Here is a 15861-nt window from a genome sequence, read left to right as displayed (position 1 = left end):
TCCTACTCCCCAAGAGGCCATCCCCATGGGAGCTCACGCTGCGGGGCCCTGAGCAAGCCCACCGCTGGCTTTAACATGACACAGGCCTGGTCCGAAGGGACCAGGCCTGTGTTTTTTCAGGCGCGAACCGCAGGCCTCGGCGGCCTCATCCGGCCTTCGGCAGCACGGCGTGGATGCGCGCTTCGACTTCTTCCAGCTCGCCGATGCCATCCAGGCGCGCCAGGGTGCCCCGTTCGGCATAGAAATCCACCACCGGCGCAGTCTGCTCGGTGTAGACCTGCAGGCGATGGCGGACCGAATCCGGATTGTCATCCGCACGGCCCTGCTCCTTCGCACGGCCTGCCAGGCGCTCGATCAGCTGGTCGGCATCCACGTCCAGCTGCACCACCGCATCCAGCGGCTGGCCGATGTCGGCGAGCACGCCGTCCAGTGCCTTGGCCTGGGCCACGTTGCGCGGATAGCCATCCAGGATGAAGCCCTTGGCCACGTCGTCCTGCGACAGGCGCGAACGCAGCATGCCGAGCAGGATCTCGTCGGACACCAGGTTGCCGGCATCCATCACCGCCTTGGCCTGCTTGCCCAGCTCGGAGCCAGCGGCCACTTCGGCGCGCAGCAGGTCGCCGGTGGAAATGTGGGCGATGCCGAGCTTTTCCTTCAGGCGGGTTGCCTGCGTACCCTTGCCCGAACCGGGCGGCCCCAACAGAACCAATCGCATCTAGCTGACTCCAACGTGTTGAAATTCATGAACGCACGGCGTCCGGACGGACCGGTATCGCTGCACCGCAATACCCGCACTTTACCGCATCCGGGTAATGTCCCTGCAATGTCCCTGTCCCGACACGAGGTTCCGATGCGCCCAGGCACCCTGCTCTACGCCCAGTCAGGTGGCGTCACCGCCGTCATCAATGCCACCGCTTCGGCGGTGATCCAGGAAGCCCGCGCACGTGGTGTCAAGGTGCTTGCCGCACGCAACGGCATCCTCGGCGCGCTGCGCGAAGACCTTATCGATACCTCGCGCGAGCCGATCAGTGCCATCCGGGCGCTGGCCCACACGCCCGGCGGCGCGTTCGGGTCCTGCCGTTACAAGCTCAAATCCCTGCAACAGGATGCAGCCCGTTACGACCGGCTGCTGCAGGTGCTGCAGGCCCATGGCGTGCGCTGGTTCCTGTACAACGGCGGCAATGATTCGGCCGATACCGCGTTGAAGGTGTCCGAACTGGCGCGCGAGCGCGGGGTCGAGCTGAGCTGCATCGGCGTGCCCAAGACCATCGACAACGACCTGGCCGTGACCGATACCTGCCCCGGCTTCGGCTCGGCGGCCAAGTACACCGCGGTATCGGTTCGCGAGGCGGCGCTGGACGTGGCCGCCATGGCCGAGACCTCCACCCGCGTGTTCATCTACGAAGCGATGGGCCGCCACGCCGGCTGGCTGGCAGCGGCAGGCGGATTGGCCGGTACGAACCCGGACGAGGCCCCGCAGGTGATCCTGCTGCCGGAACGCGCCTATGACGAAGCAGCCTTCCTGGCCAAGGTAAGCGCAGTGGTCGAACAGGTGGGCTACTGCGTGGTGGTGGCCTCCGAAGGCATCGCCACGGCCGATGGGACCTTCGTCGCCGATGCCGGCGGCAGCAAGGATTCTTTCGGCCACACCCAGCTCGGCGGCGTGGCCGCGCACCTGGCCGGCCGGGTCAAGGACCAGCTAGGCCTGAAGGTGCACTGGACCGTGCCTGACTACCTGCAGCGCTCGGCACGCCACATCGCCTCCCGGACCGACTGGGACCAGGCGCAGGCGGTGGGCAAGGCGGCGGTGCGGTTGGCGCTGGCCGGCCACAACGGGGTAATGCCGGTGATCGTGCGCAGCAGCGACAAGCCCTACCGCTGGAAGATCGAATCGGCGCCGCTGGCGAAGATCGCCAACCATGAGAAGAAGATGCCGGCCAGCTTCATCCGCAAGGACGGTTTCGGCATCACCGAAAAGGCCCGGGCCTACCTGCAGCCGCTGATCAAGGGCGAAGCCCCCCTGCCCTACGGGCCGGACGGGCTGCCGAAGTACGTCACACTGAAGAATGTCGCGGTCAAGAAAAAGCTGGAGCCCTTCGAAGCCTGACGCGCCGACGGCGGCGCCGGGCAGGGTCCGGCGCTCCCCATGCTACTGGCAGGCCTTGCCTTCCATCTGCAGCTGCGCGGCGAACATCGTCACCTTCGGGATCGTGCCGCTGCTGGCCTGCTTCTTGGCGTCTTCCAGATAGATGCGCGACTGGCCTTGGCCGTCGCGTTCGGTGGTCGGCGCCACCGGCAGCCGCCACACCCGCACCACGGCCTGCTGGGCCGGACACGCCGCCGACGGCACCCGGATCACGTCGTTGAGCTTCCAGCCCTTGGCCTCGCTCGGCTGCGCCTTGGCGTAATCGACGAAGCGCGCCCGCGGCTGGCACTGCTCGCTGGTGCGTACCGGTGCGAAGCGGTAGGGCTGCGCCGCATCACCGGTGAAGGTGCCTTCAAGCCGCGCGCAGGCTTCGGGAATCTGGCGCAAGGTATGCACCGCGCCGACCGCCTGGGCGGCGCCCACCGCACGCTGCAGCTCGGGCGTTTCCACCGCCAGCGCCGGCAGCGCCGGGGCCAGCAGGGCCATCATCAATACAGGCAGGCGCATCGGTGTTCTCCACGACAGTAATGGCCGCACGGTCGCAGAGCCTGGCTTAACCGCGCGCAAAGGCGCTGGCGCCTGCTGGCCCCGGACCGCATACTGCGGCCACCAGGGAATGCTGAACACCGCCATACGTCGGACGACCATCACGGTCAGTTACGGGTTGGTTACAAGGCTGCAGCCCGTCGTCCCCCTCGTGGTGAAGTTCACCACCGCTGGATGTCTTTCATCCACATCGGGAGAGGTCATGCTGGAACGTCACGGGCTGTCATTGGCGCTGCTGTGCGCCGTCATCGCAATCCTGTTCGGAATCGTCTCGGCGCGCTGGATCCTGCGCCAACCCAGTGGCAATGCACGCATGGCCGAGATCGCCGGCGCGATCCAGGAAGGTGCCCGTGCGTACCTCAACCGCCAGTACCTGACCATCGGCATCGCCGGGGCGGTGCTGTTCGTGCTGGTCGGGATCTTCCTGAGCTGGTACACCGCGATCGGCTTCGCCATCGGCGCGGTACTGTCCGGTGCCGCCGGCTACATCGGCATGAACGTCTCGGTACGCGCCAACGTGCGCACCGCCGAAGCGGCGCGGCATGGCATCAGCGCGGCGATGGACGTGGCGTTCCGCGGCGGTGCGATCACCGGCATGCTGGTGGTCGGGCTGGGACTGCTGGGCGTGGCCGGCTACTACGCCATCCTGCTGCGGCTCGGCCTGGACGTGGCGCAGGCCCTGCATGCACTGGTCGGGCTGGCCTTCGGCTCCTCGCTGATCTCGATCTTCGCGCGCCTCGGCGGCGGCATCTTCACCAAGGGCGCGGACGTCGGCGCCGATCTGGTCGGCAAGGTGGAAGCCGGCATTCCCGAGGATGATCCGCGCAATCCCGCCGTCATCGCCGACAACGTCGGTGACAACGTCGGCGACTGCGCCGGCATGGCCGCCGACCTGTTCGAGACCTACGCGGTGACGGTGATCGCCACGATGCTGCTGGGCAGCCTGATGATCGCCGAAGCCGGACGCAACGCGGTGCTGTATCCGCTGGTGCTGGGCGGGGTGTCGATCATCGCCTCGATCATCGGTGCGCTGTTCGTCAAGGTGAAGCCGGGCGGATCGATCATGGGCGCGCTGTACAAGGGGGTGATCGTGTCCGGCGTGCTGGCGGCGATCGCTTTCTATCCAGTCACCACCGCATTGATGGATGACAATGTATTCGGCCCCTACGCGCTGTACGGCTGCGCCCTGATCGGCCTGGTGCTGACCGGGCTGATCGTGTGGATCACCGAGTACTACACCGGCACCCAGTACAAGCCGGTGCAGCACGTGGCGCAGGCGTCCACCACCGGCCATGGCACCAACATCATCGCCGGGCTGGGGATCTCGATGAAGTCCACCGCGCTGCCAGTGATCGCTGTATGCGTGGCGATCTGGGGCGCGCATGCGCTGGCCGGGTTGTACGGCATTGCCATCGCGGCCACCGCGATGCTGTCGATGGCCGGCATGATCGTCGCGCTGGATGCCTACGGCCCGATCACCGACAACGCCGGTGGCATCGCCGAAATGGCCGACCTGCCGCCAGAAATCCGCGCCATCACCGATCCGCTGGATGCCGTCGGCAACACCACCAAGGCGGTCACCAAGGGCTATGCGATCGGCTCGGCGGCGCTGGCTGCGCTGGTGCTGTTCGCCGATTACACGCACAACCTGCAGGCGGCCAATCCGGGCATCGAGTTCCGCTTCGACCTGTCCGACCATGAGGTGATCATCGGCCTGCTGATCGGCGGGTTGATTCCCTACCTGTTCGGTGCGATGGCGATGGAAGCGGTAGGCCGCGCGGCAGGCGCGGTGGTGGAAGAAGTCCGCCGCCAGTTCCGCGAGATCCCAGGCATCATGGAAGGCACCGGCAAGCCGCAGTACCACCGCGCGGTGGACATGCTGACCCGTTCTGCGATCCGCGAAATGATCGTCCCGTCCCTGCTGCCGGTCGCCGTGCCGGTGGTGGTCGGCCTGCTGCTGGGACCGCGCGCGCTCGGCGGGTTGTTGATCGGCACCATCGTCACCGGACTGTTCGTGGCCATCTCGATGACCACCGGCGGCGGCGCGTGGGACAACGCCAAGAAGTACATCGAGGATGGCAATTTCGGCGGCAAGGGCAGCGAAGCGCACAAGGCCGCGGTGACCGGCGACACCGTGGGCGACCCCTACAAGGACACCGCAGGACCGGCGATCAATCCGCTTATCAAGATCATCAACATCGTGGCACTGCTGCTGGTGCCACTGCTCTGACAGCGGCGGGCGCGATGGGATGGGCACATCCATCACATCGCGCCCGCGCAGGGTCCCGGCATAATGGCGGTGACCTTTCCCAGCAGATGCAGCGATACGATGATCACCACCGAACCGAACATGACCAACCTGTTCCTGCAGCTCGGCCTGGACGCCGGTGAAGCGGACATCGCCGCCTTCATCCTGCAGCACCAGCTGCCGGCGCAGACCAAGGTCACCACGGCCTCGTTCTGGAGCGAAGGGCAGCGTCATTTCCTGGCCGAGTCGCTGAAGTCGGACAACGACTGGGCGATCGTGGTGGATGAGTTGAACGAAGCACTGCACAGCGACGCCACCGCGCAGGCGAATCCGGCCTGAGCCGCAGCGCTCAGAGGCAGTCGGTCAGCGCCTGGTAACTGCTGACATCCGTGCCGGGCAATGGCGTATCCAGCGCGTCCGGCCCGCGCAGGCGCTCCAGCAGGGCCGCCAGCGATGTACCCGGCACCACCGGCAGGCGGCAGCCCCAGGTCCGCGCATCCACCGAAGGCTTCGGATCAAAGGATCCGACCGAGGCATGGCTGCCGGCAAAGCTCCACAGACATGCGGCGACCGTGCCGCCATCGCGGGAGACTGCACAGCGCAGCTGCAGGGCACGCAGGTTGCCGTAGTCGCCTTCGCAGAAGGTGTCGCCGCAGATGTAATCGAAGCCGCGCACCAGCGCGCGTTCCATCACCGCGAAGGCCGCCTCGCCCGCGCCCGCGCTGGGGTAATCCCGTGCATCGACATGGCTGCCCGCGGCGAGCGGTGCAGCCGCAAGCAGCAGCATTCCGGCGATGATCATGAGGCGGCCCCCTGCTTGGCCAGGCACCGCGCAACGCCCTGCCGCAGGCTTTCGGCCGCGCCGGGCAGCCGAACCGCCAGCGGATCGTCCACCTCCAGCGCTGCGTGGAAGGCGTCCACTGCGACGGCGTCGCCGAGCGGCAGCACGCAACGCCAGACCACCACGTCGGGGTCGATGCTGCCTGCCGCGCGCACCTGCAGATCGCTGCCGGCGATGACCCAGACGCACGCCGCGACCGTGGCGTCGGCCACCCGGACCGAACAGCGCAGCTGCATCGGCCACAGGAATCGCCGGGGCAGGCAGGCCCCTTCGCCACATGCCATGTGGAAGGCACCGGCCAGATGGTCCTCCAGGGCATGGAACCGGTCCCAGTTGGCCTCCGGGGCCGGATGGTCGACCAGATCGATGAAGGTCGCCGGCCCCGGTGATCGGGGCGCCAGCGGCCCATCCGCAGCAACGGCGATGCCGGCGACCACCAGCAGGCTGCTGATTGCCCACCTCACGGGACGCCCGGAACGTACCTTCAAGTCATTGAAGAAAAACATGAATCACCCCTTCGGCAGGTGTATCCATCCTCCCCCTGCGCGGCCGGGCGCTCCATCAGAGAACCTCGTGGTGCCGGTCGCGGGCATGCCGCAGCACGCTGCCGGGCAAACGCATAAAATGGTCTTCTTTTTTCGCCCCACAACCGGAGTACACCCATGGGTCTGGAACTCGTCTCCCCCGGCAAGAACCCGCCGGAAGAAATCAACGTCATCATCGAGATCCCGAAGGATTCCGAGCCGGTGAAGTACGAAGTGGACAAGGACACCGGCGCGATCTTCGTCGACCGCATCCTCTCCACCCCGATGCGCTACCCCTGCAACTACGGCTACGTGCCGAGCACCCTGTGTGGCGATGGCGACCCGGCCGACGTGCTGGTGGTGCTGCCGCTGCCGCTGATCCCCGGTTCGGTGGTGCGCTGCCGTCCGGTGGGTGTGCTGAAGATGAGCGATGAAGCCGGCAGCGACGAGAAGATCCTGGCCGTGCCGATCTCCAAGGTGTTCAGCGGCTACGCCCACGTGGAAGACATCGCCCAGGTGTCCAGCCACTGGCTGGAGCGCATCGGCCACTTCTTCGAGCATTACAAGGACCTGGAGAAGGGCAAGTGGGTCAAGCTGGACGGCTGGGCCGGCGCTGCCGAAGCCAAGGCGATCCTGGTCGAAGCCCACCAGCGTTACCTCGACGGCAAGGCCTGAGCCTTCCGTCCGTCGCCCTGGCCTCCCCGCCAGGGCGGTGCAGTTCGCGGTTTTCGGCCTTGTGGCACATCTCTCGTCACGCCGAATCGGTTAAATTGCGACACTTCACATCGACCATGGCCGTGCCATGGTCCGCAAGGGGAACGTGTCGTGCGCATTCTGTTTGTTGGGGACGAGGCCAGCCTGCCGGCTGAGCTGAGCGAATTCATTGCCGATCTTGGGGAAGAATGGCATACCACCACCGTTGTCGACGGCCATGCCGCGATGGCGGCCGTAGCGGCATCATCGCTGGATGCGGTGATCGTCAGCCCTTACCTGCCGGACATGGATGCCACCACGCTGCTGGGGCAGATCCGCACCCTGCGCCCGGAAACCATCCGCGTGGCGCTGATCGATGCCCAGCAGGGCAACCGCCCGCCGCCGGCGCGCTTGATCGGCATTGCCCATCGTTTCCTGCCGCTGCCGCTGGCGCCGGAGGTGCTGCTTGAGGCGCTGAGCAGCCTGGAAGAGCTGCGCGAACTGCTGGACAGCCCGCGCCTGCGCGATGCCATCGGCCGCATCGAGAAGCTGCCTTCCCCGCCGCATCTCTACATGAGCCTGACCCGCGCGCTGGAACGTGACGACGACGCCGACAGCAACGAGGTCGCCAAGCTGGTGGCGGCCGACCCGGCGATCGCCGCCAAGGTGCTGCAGCTGTCCAACTCGGCCTTCTTCAGCAGCGGCCGCACCATCTCCGACCTGCGTACGGCGGTGACCCGCCTGGGCCTGTCCACGCTGCGTGACCTGGTTCTGGCCAGCGAGGTCTTTTCCGCCTCCACGCTGTCGGCGGCCGAACGCAATGCGCTGCAGCAGCGCGCGCTGCTCGCTTCGCGGCTTGCCGCGCGCCTGTTGCCGGCATCCAGCGCCGAACTGGGATCCACCGCTGCGCTGCTGGCCGACATCGGCCTGTTGCTGCCGGGGGTACGCAACGAACGCACTGAACCGGCCGCTGCAGGCACCGACGATGGCCGTCCGGGACATGCCGAAGCGGGCGCTTATCTGCTCGGCTTGTGGGGCCTGCCGATGCCGATCGTCGAGGCGGTCGGCTTCCACCTGCAGCCGCAGCGCTCGAACACCCGCAGTTTCTGGGTGACCGGCGCGGTGCACGTGGCGCTGGCACTGGTCAACGGCGAAGCGGTGGACGAAGACTACCTGCAGCGCGCCAACGTGCTGCACAAGCTGCCGGAATGGCGCGAGCACGCCAATGCGTTGATGGGATTGTCACCGGCGGACGCCTGATCGCCATCGCGGAAGGCTGAGGCCCGCGTTGTCATTGGGTAGGCGGGACGGGGTGACTGTGCAGGACACGCCGCAAGTAAGTCCCTGTAAGCTCGCTTTTCGCATCCATGCGAGAAGACGGTTCCTGCACAGTCACCCTGCCCCGCCTTCGACACGCCTACGGTGGTCGGCGGAGCGTGTTAGGGGACATGACAGGCAACCGCCCAGCATGGCTCGGCGCTACCGGTTTCCTTCGCAGACAAAGAAAAGGGGCGGACCTTGCGGTCCGCCCCTTTTCACTTACGCATCAGTGCTTCGATGGATCAGAAGCGCTGGGTGTACTTCATGTAGAGGAAGCGACCGACATCGAAACCGCCGTAGTAGGCGAAGGCGCTGTTCGGAGCCGAGTACTGCAATGCGCCGCGGTGGTCGAACACGTTGTTCGCGCCAACTGCGATGGTGGCGTCCCACGGTGCGGTGTAGCTGACCTGCAGATCGTGGAAGGTGTTCGAACCGGTCTTGCGGATCGGCGCTGCTTCACCATTCTGGTAACGATCCGGATCGGTGCAGCCGATGTCGATGCAGTCTTCGGCCATGCCCGAGTAGTAACGCGCGGTCCAGTTGACGCCGAAGTCACCCTTGGTCCAACCCACGGTGGCGTTGGAACGGACGCGGAACAGGCCCGGAGTACCGACCTGACCGATGGTGATGGTGTCACCGGCGCTGTTCTGGCCTTCTTCATCGTAGGAGGACAGGTAGCTGGTCTGCCAGTCGATGCTGAAGTTACCGATCGCCATTTCCGGCAGACGATACTTCACACCCAGGTCGTAGCCCTGCGTTTCCACCTTGCCCAGGTTGGCGGTGCCGTAGGTCAGCGCGGTGATGTTGCCGGCCGGACCACGAACCACGCTGGCGCAACGCGAGGAATTGCCGAGCACGTAGCAGTCACGCAGGATGCGGTCGACGCTGTCGGCGATGATCATGTCGCTGATTTCGTACTTGTACCAATCCAGCGAGATGTCCAGGCCCTGCACCCAACGCGGGCTCCAGACCAGACCTGCGGTCGTGCTCTTGGAGGTTTCCGGGCTCAGGTTCGGATTGGCACCCGAGATGAACTGGTCGTTGGTGGCACACGGCAGGGTGGTGCAGGGATTGCCGCCCTGGCCCAGCTGCACGTAGTTGGCCGGCACGCCGGCGGCGGAGCAGGCAGCATTGCCGGCAACACTGCCCGGCGCGGTGACACCGCACGGATCGATGTAGCGTTCAAAGCTCGAGCTCAGGCCACCGTACAGATCGCTGATCGTCGGAGCGCGGAAGCCCTCGGCGTAGGTACCACGGACCAGCAGTTCGTCGATCGGACGCCAGGTCACGCCGAACTTGCTGTTGAGGGTGTCGCCGAAGTTGCTGTAATCCGAGTAACGGGTCGCCATGTTCAGCGACAGTTCCTTGGCGAACGGCATATCCGAGAGGATCGGCACGTTCAGCTCGAGATAGGCCTCGTCCAGCTCGTACTCGCCGCGGGTCGGCTTCTGGCCGAGGCCGGTCGACATGCCCGACTGCGCGAAGGCATCCGGCACGAACGTGCCTTCTTCCTTGCGGTGCTCCACGCCCACGGCAAAGCCGAGGTCACCGGCCGGCATGGTCACGATGGAACCGGCCAGGTTGGCGGTGAAGCTGGTGGTCTTGGTCTCGCCACGGGTGGTGAAGGTCGGGAACAGGAACTCCTGCAACGCTGGGTCAGCCAGGGAGCCTGCGCCCGCGACGCCGTACGGCAGCAGCGGGTTCCACGGCACGCAGCCGTTGGTGATCGGGTCGGCCGCAGTGCCGCAGGTGGCTACGCCGGCGCTGTTGATGAACGACGGGCCCAGGGCCTGTTCGCTGGCGATCAGGCTGGCATCGCCATGGCTGGTGACGATCGATTCGTTGCGGTTGAAGAGCGCGCCGACGTCCCAGTCAAAGGTCTTGCCCGCGAAATCGAAGAAGCCACTGACAGTCGGTGCGAAGCGCGTGGTCTTCAGCTGGCTTTCGGTGGTGCGCGGCACTTCCCACAGGCGACGACGGAAATCAACGTCCTGGCCCAGGGGGTTGTAGACGCTGTCACCGGACAGCGGGGTGAGGAAGCTGCGCGACTGGTACGGATAACCGGCGATCTGCTGGAACGTGTTGCGCTCGTTGTACAGCAGGTCGGTATTGAGGCTGATCGAGTCGGTGAAGTCGTAGGTGCCGTTGATGTAGACGGACTTGCGCTCCACGCCGGTCAGCGCGGTCATCTGCTGATTGGCGTTGGCCCACTCATTCTGGGTCAGCGGGTGGTAATCGGCCGCATTCAGCGGATCGCCACCAGCGTTCAGGGTCTGCCACACGGCCGAGGCGCTGCCGCAGTTGTAGATGGTCGGGTTGCACCAGCTGCCGTTCTGGCTCAGTGCGCTCCAGGACGCCGGGGTCGAGTTCGGACCCAGGTTGCCGTCCTTGCTGTACCAACGGTCCTTGGCGAAGACCGGATCGGCCTTGTTGTATTCAGCCGACAGGGTCAGGCTGCCGCGCTCGCCGGTAGCACCCAGGGTCATCGAGTACTGTTCGGTGTTGCCGTCACCTTCGCCGTACTGGCCGAAGTAGGCGGTGGCTTCGCCACCTTCCACGTTCTTGCGGGTAATCACGTTGACCACGGCGGCGATCGCGTCGGAACCGTAGATGGCGGACGCGCCATCCTTCAGCACTTCGATGCGCTCGACGGCGCCCATCGGGATCTGGCTCAGATCCTGCAGGCCCGAGGTGGTCGCGCCCAGGCGCTTGCCGTTCATCAGCACCAGGGTGCGCTCAGCGCCCAGGTTGCGGATGTCGACATAGTAGCCGCCCACGTTCTCACCCGAAGCCAGCGACTCCGAACGGGAGATCGCCGGGGAACCGGCCGAGGTCAGGTTGTTCAGCACGTCGGCGACCGAAGAGAAGCCCTGCTTTTCCAGGCTCTCGCGGCTCAGCGTCAGGATCGGCTGCTGGGTTTCAACGTTGGCCGCGCGGATGCGCGAGCCGGTGACCGAGATGCGATCCAGGTCGGTGGTGCCTGCTGCGGCTTCCTGCGCCGAGGCGAAGCTCGGGCTCAGCGCCAGCGCAATGCCGGCCGGCAGCATGCCCAGCCGCACGGCGGGGGTACGGAAATTCATGTCTCTCTCCAAGGTACGTTAGTGGCGTGTTAAAAACGCCATCAAACGTTACGATTGTGTTGCGATCCTTGGTTTGCGTGATGCAGCGAGAGACTTTGCCGAGTGTGGCGACAGCTTGGCGGCGCTTTCACGATAATGCGACGCAGACGTGCCGAAACGGGCACGGAATGCCCTGGCGAAGCTGCAGCAGTTGTCAAAGCCACTGGCAGAAGCGACTTCGCCGATCATCATGTCGGTATCGCGCAGCAGGTCGGCCGCGCGCTCCAGCCGCAGCCGTGCCGACAGTGCCTGCGGGCTTTCTTCGTACAGGCTCTGGAAGGTCTTGGACAGGTACCAGCTGGAGAAGTTGGTCAGTTCGGCCAGTTCGCCGATGCGCACCACGCGGTGGCTGTTGCCTTCCAGATACAGTCGGGCGCGCTGCATGCGACCGAACACCTGGCGCTTGCGGCTGCGCGAGCGGCCCGGGCAACGCTGCACGGTGCCGGCCATCGTGCGCTGCAGCGATGCAAGGTGCAGCAGCATCGGGCGCAGCGCCTGCGCCGGCAGGCCACTGTCCAGCGCATCGCGCCACAGGCGCAGGGCAACCCGCAGCTCGGCCTGCTTCATCAGGCCACGGCCGGCATACAGGCCGCAATCGGCAAGTTCCATCAACATGCGCATGGCATCGGCATTCAGCGCCAGGCCGATGCACAGGCCACTGCGGCCGGCCTGGACCAGCGGACGCGATTCCTTCTCGAAGGCGATCCACTCCCCACGGCGCATCCGGAAGCGACCCTCCTTGGCCTCCACCCAGGCACTGCCGCGGACCTGGATCCACACGGTGAAGCAGCTGCCGGCGGTCTGCAGGCTGCCCAGCCGGGCCACGCTCAGGCAGATCGGCGTCGCGTCATCGGGCGACTTGTCGAGGGAGATCGTTTGACCGCGATCGGCCAGGGAGAGCTGACGCATGGAGCACCACGTATTTACCAATACAGGGTGTCCGTTTTGCCAAATCAGGCGTCAGCGGTCAGGACGTTGCGACGACTTCGCGACGAAATCGACACGATGTCCGCACGAAAAACTTACGAAACCATTTATGGCTTTATTTTCAATGAGTTGACGAAAGCAGGGAAGACTTCTGCCGGGCGTTCGGGCAGCGCCATCACGCCGATGTCGGCACCGTCGGACACGGCGAGCGACACATACACGTCATTCCCGTCAACGCTGCTGCTCAATCCATTGCCGGCACTGAGCCGAGACGCATCCAGGCAACGCGAAACCGCCTCGACGCCATCGGCGATGCGCAGCAGGCCGGAGCTGCACTGGCTGGATTCATCCAGATAGTCGACGCGGCCGCCGCCGGCCACCGACCATGCGCGGTAGCGCCAGCGCGAGGGCTTGTCGGCGCTCAGCTGCTGGACGCTGGCCGGCGACAGTGATGCATCCACCGACCACAGTCCACTGGCGCCCAGCTGGGTGAAGACCACGCGTCGCCGCTCACTGTCAAAGCGCGCCTGGGACACGCCGTACAAGGTCGCCAGTCGCTGCCAGTCGCGCCGGTCGTACAGACTCATGCGGGTGCGCTGGTCGTCGCCCCGCTCTATGACCAGCAAACGATCCGGATCATCCAGGTACAAGGCCTGCAATGGGCGCGCCACCGGCACCGGCACCACGCTCAGCTGTTCATCGCGCGGAGTGATCTCGTAGACGTGGGGCTCGCCCTGGTCATCACGGCCCAGTACCAGCAGGTGGCGGCTGTCGGCCGACCATGCCGGTGGCTGCCGGGTATCCGGCCGCAGTCCCTCGATGGGGCGCAGGGATTGCGGCTGCTGCAGGTCGGCCCACCACAGGGCGTAGCTGCCGGAACGGTCTGAAGCGAACACCATCTGCCGGTCGTCCGGTGCCAGCATGGGCTGGCTGTCGCGGCCGCTGGAGGCGAACAGCCGCTGTGCCCGCGCAGGGTCCTTCACCGGCACCTTGTACAGCCCGAACTGTGCCTTGCGATGGACGAAGGCCAGGAAGTTCGTCGAGCGCGCCACCGCCGGCCACTGTGCGTCGTCCAGGCCGAGGTCGCGCAGCGTGCGTGCCTCGGTGTCCAACTGGTACAGGCGCGCTTCGCTGTCCACCCGGCGACCGAACACGATCTGCCGGCTGTCACCCAGCCAGGCCCAGCCACGGAACTCGGCCGCGTCGTCGGTCAGCTGCTCAAGCGGCCCGCCTTCGGCCGGCATCCGCCACAGGTCACCGACCTGCGGGTTGCGCACGAACACCAGCCAGCGCCCGTCCGGGGAAATACGCGGGGCGTAATCGAAGTCGTCCTTGTGCGCGGCATAGGTCAACGCACGCCACCGCCCGCTGGCAAGGTCCAGTACCCGGATCCCACGGTGGGCGTAGGTACCCACCATGCTGCCGAACACCAGCCCGCTGCCGTCCGGCGTCCAGTCGAAACTGAGCAGTTCGGTACCGTCGCAGCGCGTGGCCTCGCGCACGTTGCCGCCGGTCGCGCTGGCGATCAGCACTTCGCAGCGACCGTCGCCGGAGAAGCGCGCGAAGGCGATCTCGCGGCCGTCCGGGGACCAGTTCGGGAAGCGGTCCACCGCCCCGTCCGGACGGTCCACCAGATTGCGCGCCGGCGCGTTGCCGGAGGTCTGCACCTTGATCTGGCCGCTGCCGTCTTCTTCACTGGCTTCGTACGCTACCTGCGAGCCATCCGGCGACAGCGTGGGATAGGTTTCAAAGCCCGCACTGGCGGTGATGAGTCGATACGGGCGCTGCGGACTGCCGATCACCCGCGTGCCGTTTTCCACCGCCGCGTCGACTGCCGAGGGTGACGTATCCCGATGCAGCAGCAGCCAGGCCATCACGCCCAGCGCCAGCAGCATGGACAGACCCACGCCCAGCAGCACCCAGCGCCGGACGCGTCGCCAGGCACTGCGGGGCCGTATCGGCGCCAGCAGCAGGGGCTCGGCGGGCGTGTGGGTGGCGCCCATGTCCTTGTCCATGTGCATGGCCAGGTCCACGTGGTTGTCTGCGTCTACGTCCACATCCCTGCCAGCGGGCGGCTGCACCGGCGGCGGCGTTGGCGTTGGCGCTTCGCCCGCCGGCAGGGCGGACCGTTCAACCGGGTCTACCGCAGTCACCGCTACCCGCAGGCGGTAGCCGGTCTTGGCGATCGTCTCGATGTAGGCAGGACCGTCCTCGCTGTCGGCGGTGAAGGCCTTGCGCAGCTGGGTCACGGCCTGGGTCAGCACATCATTGGTGGGAAGCGTGTCCGGCCACACCTCGGCGAACAACTCATCCCGGGTCACCACGCGCCCATTGCTGCGGACGAGCACGCGCAGCACGCCCACCGCCTTCGGGGTGAGCCTGCGAAGTCGCCGCGCGCCGGGCACCTGCACTTCACGTGACGACAAGGTCACGGTGCATTCGCCGATGCGCAGGATATCTGCATCATGGAAAGGGCTGTTGCTGATGGTCATCTATCTCGAACGCGGGCGGCAGGCGGGATGCCAGCCAGGCGCGCGTGAATGACCGGGAGGTGCAATCGCGAACAGCCAGACTCTGCAAACAGCATGAACCCATAACGCAAATGAATCGAAGCGCGCGAATACTAGCCTATGAGAGTTAACCGCACATGCTGCGGCGGACATCAGGCACTCTCTCGCCCACGTATTCAGATAATCAGTTTCACTCTTCGCGCCTTCCGGGGCGCGATTTTTTTATCTGCCATTCATTTTTGTCGGTGCTCAAGCATGGTCAGGCCGACCAGTCGCGATACCACCAGGGCCACGTACATGACCCCGCAGAACTGCGCCAGCATTACCAATGCGCGTGCCTGGGGGTGCACCGGCACCACGTCGCTGAGCCCCACCCCGGACAGTAAGCTGAAGCTGAGATAAAGCAGCTCCATCCAAGTGCGGAATTCTGCATCGCTGGTGGCCAGGAAACTCCCTGGATACCACTGCTCGCAGACCGAAAACGCAAACGCGAACGCCCACGCTAGCAGGGTAAAGGTGGCGCCTGCAGCAAACAGTTCGTCGCGGGTGACTTTATGGTCCTGCAGCATGTAGGCGATCAACGCACCGGCGGTATAGAAGTACAGCAGGCTTTCCAGCAGCTGCGCCGTGGTGCCCAACCCGGTCTTGCCCAACAGCACCGCGGCGATGGAAAACACCACCGAGGGAATGGCCAGCAACAACGCAAGCCAGGTGCCCAGCGGGCTGCGCTGCACCACCCACAGGGCGAGCCCGAGCACGGCGATGCCGAAGGTGCCCACTGCCGCCCGCCCCGCCGCGGTGTCATCCATTGCCGGATACACCAGCACGCCCAGCAACTGCACCGGTCTCTTCTACACATCTCCGAGCCCACGAGACGCCTGAGCACCTCGTATGCCGGCCTCTGCTTGAAAAAAAATATACTAGCGCGTATCAATCTCTTGGTCTGGTCAGGACTTCGCACGATACACTTCGACTGCGATGCGATTG

At 65.8% G+C, this 15861-nt stretch carries 13 protein-coding genes; 5 read left to right on the top strand and 8 right to left on the bottom strand.

Translation table 11 applies throughout. The annotated features are described in order from the left end of the window. Positions 1–145: 145 nt before the first annotated feature. Positions 146–715 (bottom strand): adenylate kinase, encoded by a 570-nt coding sequence (locus tag CXG43_RS00210; RefSeq protein ID WP_042614999.1) that lies wholly within the window; start codon positions 713–715, stop codon positions 146–148. Between the two features lie 135 nt (positions 716–850). On the opposite strand from CXG43_RS00210, the gene CXG43_RS00205 reads away from it, so the two are divergent. Next, entirely contained in the window at positions 851–2107 is a 1257-nt protein-coding gene (locus CXG43_RS00205) for a 6-phosphofructokinase (RefSeq protein WP_101098191.1), read from the top strand. 42 nt (positions 2108–2149) lie between these two features. Here the strand turns inward: CXG43_RS00205 and CXG43_RS00200 are convergent, their stop codons facing one another. After that, positions 2150–2653: a hypothetical protein gene (locus CXG43_RS00200; protein ID WP_101098190.1), complete on the bottom strand. Its 504-nt coding sequence runs from the start codon at positions 2651–2653 to the stop codon at positions 2150–2152. Between the two features lie 241 nt (positions 2654–2894). Here CXG43_RS00200 and CXG43_RS00195 point away from each other — a divergent pair, with 241 nt between their 5' ends. Further along, positions 2895–4922, top strand: a complete 2028-nt coding sequence (locus tag CXG43_RS00195) for a sodium-translocating pyrophosphatase (protein WP_101098189.1) — start codon at positions 2895–2897, stop codon at positions 4920–4922. 99 nt (positions 4923–5021) lie between these two features. Further along, a complete protein-coding gene (locus CXG43_RS00190; protein WP_101098188.1) occupies positions 5022–5279 on the top strand; it encodes a DUF2789 domain-containing protein in 258 nt (85 codons plus the stop codon). Between the two features lie 10 nt (positions 5280–5289). Here the strand turns inward: CXG43_RS00190 and CXG43_RS00185 are convergent, their stop codons facing one another. Next, the gene (locus tag CXG43_RS00185) at positions 5290–5742 is read right to left on the bottom strand and encodes a hypothetical protein (RefSeq protein WP_232767501.1); all 453 of its coding nucleotides are present in this window, start codon (positions 5740–5742) and stop codon (positions 5290–5292) included. Continuing rightward, positions 5739–6287, bottom strand: coding sequence for a hypothetical protein (locus tag CXG43_RS18980; RefSeq protein WP_157825014.1), 549 nt, complete (start codon positions 6285–6287; stop codon positions 5739–5741). The genes CXG43_RS00185 and CXG43_RS18980 overlap by 4 nt, the downstream gene beginning before the upstream one ends. 156 nt (positions 6288–6443) lie before the next feature. Between CXG43_RS18980 and ppa the strand changes: the two genes are divergently transcribed. After that, positions 6444–6980, top strand: coding sequence for an inorganic diphosphatase (ppa, locus tag CXG43_RS00175; protein WP_042614993.1), 537 nt, complete (start codon positions 6444–6446; stop codon positions 6978–6980). 150 nt (positions 6981–7130) lie between these two features. Then, positions 7131–8258 carry an HDOD domain-containing protein gene (locus CXG43_RS00170; RefSeq protein WP_101098185.1) on the top strand — a complete coding sequence of 376 codons (1128 nt, stop codon included), beginning with the start codon at positions 7131–7133 and terminating at the stop codon, positions 8256–8258. Positions 8259–8560: 302 nt separating this feature from the next. Here the strand turns inward: CXG43_RS00170 and CXG43_RS00165 are convergent, their stop codons facing one another. From CXG43_RS00165 to CXG43_RS00150, 4 genes are all read right to left on the bottom strand, one after another. Beyond that, entirely contained in the window at positions 8561–11398 is a 2838-nt protein-coding gene (locus CXG43_RS00165; RefSeq protein WP_101098184.1) for a TonB-dependent receptor, read from the bottom strand. A gap of 48 nt (positions 11399–11446) precedes the next feature. After that, positions 11447–12346: a helix-turn-helix transcriptional regulator gene (locus CXG43_RS00160; RefSeq protein WP_057509181.1), complete on the bottom strand. Its 900-nt coding sequence runs from the start codon at positions 12344–12346 to the stop codon at positions 11447–11449. Positions 12347–12471: 125 nt separating this feature from the next. After that, on the bottom strand, positions 12472–14856 hold the full coding sequence (locus tag CXG43_RS00155) for a winged helix-turn-helix domain-containing protein (RefSeq protein ID WP_101098183.1): 2385 nt from the start codon (positions 14854–14856) through the stop codon (positions 12472–12474). Positions 14857–15107: 251 nt separating this feature from the next. Next, positions 15108–15716, bottom strand: a complete 609-nt coding sequence (locus tag CXG43_RS00150; RefSeq protein ID WP_101116141.1) for an ion channel — start codon at positions 15714–15716, stop codon at positions 15108–15110. Positions 15717–15861 lie beyond the last annotated feature (145 nt).

The organism is Stenotrophomonas sp. Bg11-02 (assembly GCF_002836635.1).
GTDB lineage: Bacteria > Pseudomonadota > Gammaproteobacteria > Xanthomonadales > Xanthomonadaceae > Stenotrophomonas > Stenotrophomonas lacuserhaii.
This window is presented reverse-complemented; position numbering and strand designations above follow the sequence as displayed.

Excerpts from the sequence above, each read along its gene's own strand:
- CXG43_RS00210 (WP_042614999.1), bottom strand. The coding sequence starts at position 715 with ATGCGATTGGTTCTGTTGGGGCCGCCCGGTTCGGGCAAGGGTACGCAG.
- CXG43_RS00205 (WP_101098191.1), top strand. The coding sequence starts at position 851 with ATGCGCCCAGGCACCCTGCTCTACGCCCAGTCAGGTGGCGTCACCGCC.
- CXG43_RS00200 (WP_101098190.1), bottom strand. The coding sequence starts at position 2,653 with ATGCGCCTGCCTGTATTGATGATGGCCCTGCTGGCCCCGGCGCTGCCG.
- CXG43_RS00195 (WP_101098189.1), top strand. The coding sequence starts at position 2,895 with ATGCTGGAACGTCACGGGCTGTCATTGGCGCTGCTGTGCGCCGTCATC.
- CXG43_RS00190 (WP_101098188.1), top strand. The coding sequence starts at position 5,022 with ATGATCACCACCGAACCGAACATGACCAACCTGTTCCTGCAGCTCGGC.
- CXG43_RS00185 (WP_232767501.1), bottom strand. The coding sequence starts at position 5,742 with ATGATCATCGCCGGAATGCTGCTGCTTGCGGCTGCACCGCTCGCCGCG.
- CXG43_RS18980 (WP_157825014.1), bottom strand. The coding sequence starts at position 6,287 with ATGTTTTTCTTCAATGACTTGAAGGTACGTTCCGGGCGTCCCGTGAGG.
- ppa (WP_042614993.1), top strand. The coding sequence starts at position 6,444 with ATGGGTCTGGAACTCGTCTCCCCCGGCAAGAACCCGCCGGAAGAAATC.
- CXG43_RS00165 (WP_101098184.1), bottom strand. The coding sequence starts at position 11,398 with ATGAATTTCCGTACCCCCGCCGTGCGGCTGGGCATGCTGCCGGCCGGC.
- CXG43_RS00160 (WP_057509181.1), bottom strand. The coding sequence starts at position 12,346 with ATGCGTCAGCTCTCCCTGGCCGATCGCGGTCAAACGATCTCCCTCGAC.
- CXG43_RS00155 (WP_101098183.1), bottom strand. The coding sequence starts at position 14,856 with ATGACCATCAGCAACAGCCCTTTCCATGATGCAGATATCCTGCGCATC.